This window comes from Streptomyces sp. NPDC059897 (assembly GCF_042730865.1).
GTDB lineage: Bacteria > Actinomycetota > Actinomycetes > Streptomycetales > Streptomycetaceae > Streptomyces.
Genome location: NZ_JBHWKQ010000021.1, coordinates 68,397 through 74,396, shown reverse-complemented (window position 1 = coordinate 74,396; position 6,000 = coordinate 68,397). Strand labels below are relative to the sequence as shown.

General features: G+C 72.8%; 5 protein-coding genes. 1 reads left to right on the top strand and 4 read right to left on the bottom strand.

The genetic code is table 11. From position 1 onward, the window contains the following. Positions 1 to 264 precede the first annotated feature (264 nt). The 3 genes from ACFV9W_RS23155 to ACFV9W_RS23145 form a co-directional block, all read right to left on the bottom strand. Positions 265 to 1,572 carry an HRDC domain-containing protein gene (locus tag ACFV9W_RS23155; RefSeq protein ID WP_385763840.1) on the bottom strand — a complete coding sequence of 436 codons (1,308 nt, stop codon included), beginning with the start codon at positions 1,570 to 1,572 and terminating at the stop codon, positions 265 to 267. Between the two features lie 99 nt (positions 1,573 to 1,671). Then, on the bottom strand, positions 1,672 to 2,334 hold the full coding sequence (locus ACFV9W_RS23150) for a response regulator transcription factor (protein WP_266602921.1): 663 nt from the start codon (positions 2,332 to 2,334) through the stop codon (positions 1,672 to 1,674). Between the two features lie 308 nt (positions 2,335 to 2,642). After that, a complete protein-coding gene (locus ACFV9W_RS23145; protein WP_385763837.1) occupies positions 2,643 to 3,368 on the bottom strand; it encodes a DUF3000 domain-containing protein in 726 nt (241 codons plus the stop codon). Positions 3,369 to 3,480: 112 nt separating this feature from the next. Here ACFV9W_RS23145 and hemE point away from each other — a divergent pair, with 112 nt between their 5' ends. Next, positions 3,481 to 4,569: a uroporphyrinogen decarboxylase gene (hemE, locus tag ACFV9W_RS23140; RefSeq protein WP_385763835.1), complete on the top strand. Its 1,089-nt coding sequence runs from the start codon at positions 3,481 to 3,483 to the stop codon at positions 4,567 to 4,569. Between the two features lie 28 nt (positions 4,570 to 4,597). Here the strand turns inward: hemE and ACFV9W_RS23135 are convergent, their stop codons facing one another. Continuing rightward, entirely contained in the window at positions 4,598 to 5,986 is a 1,389-nt protein-coding gene (locus ACFV9W_RS23135) for an FAD-dependent oxidoreductase (protein WP_385763833.1), read from the bottom strand. Between the last annotated feature and the right edge of the window lie 14 nt (positions 5,987 to 6,000).

Sequence of the window (6,000 nt, the reverse complement as noted above, 5' to 3'; positions counted from 1 at the left end):
GCGACCGTAACGCCGGTGCCGCAAGACCTGCCTCAGGGCGGCCCCGCGACCGTAACGCCGGTGCCGCAAGACCTGCCTCAGGGCGGCCCCGCGACCGTAACGCCGGTGCCGCAAGACCTGCCTCAGGGCGGCCCCGCGACCGCAACCCCGATCCGGCGGAAACAGCCCCGTGGCGTGGGGGACCGTGCCCGCCCAGGGGCACCCGCGCCTACGGCAACGCGCCCCCCGGTCAGGCCGGAGGGCGCGCCGCGGCGGATGGGCCGGTCAGGCGCGGGACGCGAGCGCCGGGATGAGGACCGGCGTGACCTGGTTGATCTGCCAGTTGCGCGCACCGTGCGAGCGCAACGCCTCCGCCACCGACTCCGCATCGACCTCCGCCGGAGGCTCCCAGCACACCCGGCGCACGGTGTCCGGCGTGATCAGGTTCTCCTGCGGCATCGAGAGCGTCTCGGCGAGAGCCGTGACCGCCGCGCGCGCCGCCGAGAGGCGGGCCGCCGCGGCGGGGTCCTTGTCGGCCCAGGCGCGGGGCGGCGGCGGGCCCGTCGTGGGCTGGCCCGGCTGCGGCAGCTCGGCGTCGGACAGGGCCCGCGCCCGGTCGACCGCGGCCTGCCACTGCTCCAGCTGGCGCCGGCCCATGCGGTGGCCGAAGCCGGGCAGGGCGGACAGCGCGTGCACATTGGGCGGCACCGCGAGCGCGGCCTCGACGATCGCCGAGTCGCCGAGCACCTTGCCCGGCGAGACGTCCCGCCGCTGCGCGACCTGGTCGCGCGCCGTCCACAGCTCGCGGACGATCGCCATCTGACGCCGGCGCCGCACCTTGTGCATGCCGGACGTGCGCCGCCACGGGTCCTTGCGGGGCGGCGCGGGCGGCGCCGAGGCGATGGCGTCGAACTCCTCGTGGGCCCACTCCAGCTTGCCCTGCCGGTCGAGCTCCTTCTCCAGCGCGTCGCGCAGGTCGACGAGGAGTTCGACGTCGAGCGCGGCGTAGCGCAGCCAGGGCTCGGGCAGCGGGCGCGTCGACCAGTCGACGGCGGAGTGGCCCTTCTCCAGTACGTAGCCCAGCACGTTCTCGACCATCGCGCCGAGGCCGACCCGCGGGAACCCGGCGAGCCGTCCGGCCAGCTCCGTGTCGAAGAGCTGCGCGGGCCGCATGCCTATGTCGCGCAGACACGGCAGGTCCTGGGTGGCGGCGTGCAGGTCCCACTCGGCGTCGCCGATGGCCTCGCCGAGCGCGGAGAGGTCGGGGCAGGCGACCGGGTCGATGAGCGCGGTGCCCGCGCCCTCGCGGCGCAGCTGCACCAGATAGGCGCGCTGCCCGTAGCGGTAGCCGGACGCGCGCTCGGCGTCGACGGCGACGGGGCCGCTGCCCGCGGCGAAGGCCGCGACGACATCGGCGAGCGAGGCCTCGTCGGCGATCACCGGCGGGATGCCCTCGCGCGGTTCGAGAAGGGGGGTGGGCGCACCGTCGACTGAACCAACAGATCCTTCAGCAGAAGATCCGCCGTCGTCCAGAGGGGCGCCTCCGGTGGTGCGCAGTGAACTGTCTGCTGCGGTCTCTTGGGCGTCGGTCACCTGTCAAGAGTATCTGTGAACGCACGACGCCCGTCGACGGAACGTTACGTCGACGGGCGTCGTGCTGGAGTAAACCGGACGAATCCGGCCACGTGTCGATCAGTGGATGATGCCGGTGCGCAGCGCCACGGCCACCATCCCGGCCCGGTCACCCGTGCCGAGCTTGCGCGCGATGCGGGCGAGGTGGCTCTTGACGGTCAGGGCGGAAAGCCCCATGGAGACGCCGATGGCCTTGTTCGACTGGCCCTCGGCGACGAGCCGGAGCACCTCCACTTCGCGTCCGGAGAGTTCGCGGTAGCCGCCCGGGTGGCTCGGGGCACCCGGGGGGCGACGGTGCATACGGGCGGCCGCGGCGCCGATCGGGGCGGCGCCGGGCCGGGTGGGCAGGCCGATGTTCGTACGGGTGCCGGTGACGACGTAGCCCTTGACGCCGCCCGCGAGGGCGTTGCGCACGGCACCGATGTCGTCGGCGGCGGAGAGGGCGAGCCCGTTGGGCCAGCCCGCGGCTCGAGTTTCGGAGAGGAGCGTCAGACCGGATCCATCGGGGAGGTGGACGTCGGCGACGCAGATGTCGCGGGGGTTGCCGATGCGGGGACGAGCCTCCGCGACGGACGAGGCCTCGATCACGTCACGAACACCGAGCGCCCACAGGTGGCGGGTCACGGTGGAACGGACGCGGGGGTCGGCCACGACCACCATCGCGGTCGGCTTGTTCGGGCGGTAGGCGACCAGGCTTGAGGGCTGCTCGAGGAGAACGGACACCAGGCCTCCTGGGGTGCGGGACGGAGCCGGCTCGGGGATGAAGCCGGGGATGAACCGTGCTTTCAAGGTCACAGCAACCTTCGGCACCAAACCCGTCCGCCTTTAGAGAATGATCACGATTTGGTGAGTAACAATGCGAGCAATTCGGACACGTTAGCGATCATTCGAAAGGGTGGCGAATAGTCATGAGTCGCATTCAATCGAACCAAATCCGACGGTCCAGAGCCATTTCGAAAGGACCCGAAACATGAGAAGGCCGCGTCGGAGCAGCTCCGACGCGGCCGAAAAACGACCCCCGCGCATCGCGGTCAGGAAGGCCGGGGCCCCCGCCGCTGCGGCAGCGTCACCACCGCGCCGTCAGGGCCCTGCGGCCCCGCCGCCACCGGCGGCAGGCCCGCGATCTGGCACAGCACCTCGCACCACGCCGCGAGATGCGCCGCCGTGTCCGGTACGCCGCCCAGGCCCTCGCGCGGCGTCCACGACGCCCGGATCTCGATCTGTGAGGCGGGCGCCCGGTCGCCGAGCCCGCCGAAGTAGTGCGAACTCGCCCGGGTGACCGTCCCCGAAGGCTCCCCGTAGGAGAGGCCCCGGGACTGCAGCGCGCCCGTCAGCCAGGACCAGGAGACGTCGGGGAGCAGGGGGTCGGCCGCCATCTCCGGTTCGAGTTCGGCCCGGACCAGGGTCACGAGCCGGAAGGTGCCGTGCCAGGCCTCGTGCCCCGCCGGGTCGTGCAGCAGGACGAGCCGGCCGTCGGCCAGGTCCTCGTCACCGTCGACGACCGCGGCCTCGAGCGCGTACGAGTAGGGGGCCAGGCGCTGCGGCGGCCGCGTCGGGTCGATCTCGATCTCCGGGCGGAGCCGCGCGGACCGCAGGGCGTCGACCGCCGTACGGAAGGCGGGCGGGGTGGGGTCGTGCTCCTGTGCAGCGTTCATGTCCCGAGCGTTCTGCCCCTCCCGCACCGATTCACTCATCCCGCCTGTCGCCTTGTGGTCGTCGCGCCCGTCGTCCGACCGTCGTCCCTGAGCCGCTGCCATGCCGGGAAGGTTAAGGGGAGCGGGCCCCGCGCGCGGGGAGGGACACCCCTCGGGGAGCCCGCTTCCCCATGTCCTTCACAGGCGGCGACGCGGGCGTGCGAAACTTTCGGGTGTGAGTGCCAATACCGAGGCCACGGGCCAGCAGCCGTCAGCGACGTACGAAGCCACGAAGGCCACCGAGAACTCAGCCTTCATCAAGGCGTGCAGGCGTGAGCCCGTGCCGCACACGCCGGTGTGGTTCATGCGCCAGGCCGGCCGTTCGCTGCCCGAGTACCTCAAGGTGCGCGAGGGCATCGCGATGCTGGACTCGTGCATGCGGCCCGACCTGGTCGCCGAGATCACGATGCAGCCGGTGCGCCGGCACGACGTCGACGCGGCGATCTACTTCAGCGACATCGTCGTGCCGCTCAAGGCCATCGGCATCGACCTCGACATCAAGCCCGGCGTCGGCCCCGTCGTCGCCGAGCCGATCCGCACGCGCGCCGACCTGGCGCGGCTGCGGGACCTCACGCCCGAGGACGTCTGGTACGTCACGGAGGCCATCGGCCTGCTCACCGCCGAGCTCGGCCCGAAGCCGCTCATCGGCTTCGCGGGCGCCCCGTTCACCCTCGCCAGCTACCTCGTGGAGGGCGGCCCGTCCCGCAACCACGAGCACACCAAGGCGCTCATGTACGGCGACCCGCAGCTGTGGGCCGACCTGATCGACCGGCTCGCCGAGATCACCTCCGCGTTCCTGAAGGTGCAGATCGAGGCCGGCGCCAGCGCCGTCCAGCTGTTCGACTCGTGGGTCGGCGCGCTCGCGCCCGCCGACTACCGCCGCTCCGTGATGCCCGCCTCCGCGAAGGTCTTCCAGGCGGTCGAGTCGTACGGCGTGCCGCGCATCCACTTCGGCGTCGGCACCGGCGAACTGCTCGGCCTCATGGGCGAGGCCGGCGCGGACGTCGTCGGCGTCGACTGGCGCGTCCCGCTCGACGAGGCCGCCCGCCGCGTCGGCCCCGGCAAGGCGCTCCAGGGCAATATCGACCCGGCCGTCCTCTTCTCCACCCGCGAGGCCGTCGAGACGAAGGCCCGCGAGGTCCTCGACGCCGCCTCCGGCCTCGAGGGCCACGTCTTCAACCTCGGCCACGGCGTCATGCCGACGACCGACCCGGACTCCCTGACCCGCCTCGTGGAGTACGTGCACACGCAGACCGCGTCCTGATCCACCGTGGCCGGGTGCGGGCCGGGGGCTACCCCGCCCGCACCGCCGCCACCGCCTTGCGTGCCGCCACCAGGACCGGGTCCCACACCGGGGAGAACGGCGGCGCGTAGCCCAGGTCCAGGGCCGTCATCTGATCCACCGTCATGCCCGCGGTCAGCGCGACCGCCGCCACGTCGACGCGCTTCGCCGCGCCCTCGCGGCCCACGATCTGCACGCCGAGGAGCCGGCCCGTGCGCCGTTCGGCCAGCATCTTCACCGTCATCAGCGCCGCGCCGGGGTAGTAGCCCGCCCTGCTGGTCGACTCGATGGTGACGGTCACGAACTGCAGGCCCGCGCGGCGGGCGTCCTTCTCGCGCAGGCCCGTGCGGGCGATCTCCAGGTCGCACACCTTGCTGACGGCCGTGCCGACGACGCCGGGGAACGTCGCGTAGTCCCCGCCGACGTTCGAGCCGATGATCTGGCCGTGCTTGTTGGCGTGGGTGCCGAGCGCGATGTGGCGTTCGCTGCCGGACACCAGGTCGAGGACCTCCACGCAGTCGCCGCCCGACCAGATGTCGTCGTACCCGCGCACCCGCATCGAACGGTCCGTGAGCAGCCCGCCGGACGCCCCGAGCGGCAGCCCGGCCTCCCGCGCGAGGGTCGTCTCCGGGCGTACGCCGATGCCCAGCACCACCACGTCCGCCGGGTACTCGGCGTCGTCCGTGGCCACCGCGCGGGCCCGTCCGTCGTCCCCGGTGAGGATCTTCGTCACCTCGGCGTCGTCGACCATGGTGATGCCCATGCCGGACATCGCCTCGTGCACGAGCCGGCCCATGTCCGCGTCGAGCGTCGACATCGGCTCGGCGCCGCGGTTCACCACCGTCACCTCGTACCCGCGGTGGATCAGCGCCTCCGCCATCTCCACGCCGATGTATCCGGCGCCCACGACCACGGCGTGCCGGCCCTCGGTCGCCCGCAGCGTGTCGAGCAGCGCCTGGCCGTCGCCGAGCGTCTGCACGCCGTGCACGCCCGGCGCGTCGATGCCGGGCAGGTCGGGGCGGACGGGCCGGGCACCCGTCGCGATCACGAGCTTGTCGTACGAGGTCCAGTACCCGGCCTTGTCGCCGTCGAGGTCGCGGGCGTGCACGCGGCGGCCCGCGACGTCGATCTCCGTCACCTCCGTGCGGGTGCGGAGGTCGATGTCGCGGGCCCGGTGCTCCTCGGGGGTGCGGGCGATCAACTCGTCCCGCTCGGCGACCTGTCCGCCCACCCAGTACGGGATGCCGCACGCCGAGTACGACGTGAAGCGGCCGCGTTCGAAGGCCACGATCTCCAGGTCGTCGGGGCCCTTGAGGCGGCGGGCCTGTGACGCGGCGGACATGCCGGTGGCGTCGCCGCCGATGATGACGAGGCGTTCGCGTGCGGTGTCGGTGCTCATCTCGTCACGCTAAC